We start from the raw sequence: 1,190 nt of genomic DNA, 5'->3' as shown, positions 1-1,190 counted from the left end.
GGGTTCTCCAGCAGGACCGCACCGAGGCCTCCTCGCAGCTCGCCGAGCTGGAGAAGCTGCGCACCGAGCTGAACAAGAACAAGACCGAGATCCAGGCCAAGCTCGCCGAGGCCCAGCGACTGCTGAACACGCTGGAGAAGAAGCAGCAGGACGAGATCCTCAACTCGGACGAGCACGCGGGCAACACCGACACGCGTGGCACCGACCGCAGCTCGCGGGACCAGGACAAGAACGACACTCCGAGCACGAACGTGCCCGCCTCGGGCCGGGCCGGGGCCGCGATCGCGTTCGCGCGGGCCCAGATCGGCAAGTCGTACGTGTCGGGCGCGGAGGGTCCCAGCTCCTACGACTGCTCGGGGCTGACCCAGGCGTCGTGGAAGGCCGCGGGCGTCCGGCTCAGCCGCACCACCTGGACCCAGGTCAACGACGGTCCGCGGGTCTCCAAGGGTTCGCTCCAGCCGGGCGACCTGGTGTTCTTCTACTCGGACAACCGCCACGTGGGGATATACATCGGCGGCGGCAAGATCATCCACGCCCCGCGTCCCGGCAAGACCGTGACCGAGGCGCCGCTCGACTCGATGCCGTTCTACGCGGCCATTCGACCCGGGTAAACCCACCGGTCGCGCGGAAGACCTCCGACGGCGCCCTCCCGCGGACTCGTTCCGCGTGGAGGGCGCCGTCGTGTGTGTCGCGGCGGTGTCCGGCCGGCGAGTCGGCTGGACACCGCCGGGCAATCGCGTCCGGTTGTCGCCGACCCGGCAGACGCGGTCGAGACGAGAGCTGGTGCCGCCGGAGGCCCGGCCGACACGAGCGGATCATGTCCGGCGGCCCATAGACGAGTAATACTCGCCAAACCGGATCAAGATCGACTTTCAGGAATCCGCGCGCTTATCCCGCGATAGGCGGAGAAGGAAACGGTGTCGCGGGTAAAATTTTGGCAATATAGAGGTCGATGGTGATGGCCGTGACACTCCTGTGACTAGTGTTCTGCGACAGGCGATCGGCTCGTCGTCGGCCACCCGGTCGACACGATCGCCTCCGCCGAGTTCGGGGACGTGTTTCGGTGACGGTGGGTGACCATCGTCGAGTGAGCACGAAGCCGGAACCGGGGACCCTTGCAGTCCCTGGGGTGAATCGGTGCTTCGGCACCGTAGGGCGCCTTCTTCCGCCCGAACCCGTCAGCTAACCCG

Annotated in this window: 1 protein-coding gene and 1 riboswitch; the gene reads left to right on the top strand. The window is 67.3% G+C overall.

Features of this window, described 5'->3' with window-relative positions; genetic code table 11:
• Positions 1–611, top strand: a 611-nt coding sequence (locus tag A3IC_RS0116380; protein WP_020551128.1) for a C40 family peptidase, incomplete at its 5' end; no start/stop codon positions are given.
• A 469-nt stretch (positions 612–1,080) separates the two neighbouring features.
• Positions 1,081–1,190, top strand: a riboswitch (cyclic di-AMP (ydaO/yuaA leader). This riboswitch is flagged as partial in the annotation.

The sequence above is a fragment of the Embleya scabrispora DSM 41855 genome (genome assembly GCF_000372745.1).
GTDB lineage: Bacteria > Actinomycetota > Actinomycetes > Streptomycetales > Streptomycetaceae > Embleya > Embleya scabrispora.
Note: the sequence above shows the minus strand (reverse complement) of the source record. Positions and strands in the feature narration are given on the sequence as shown.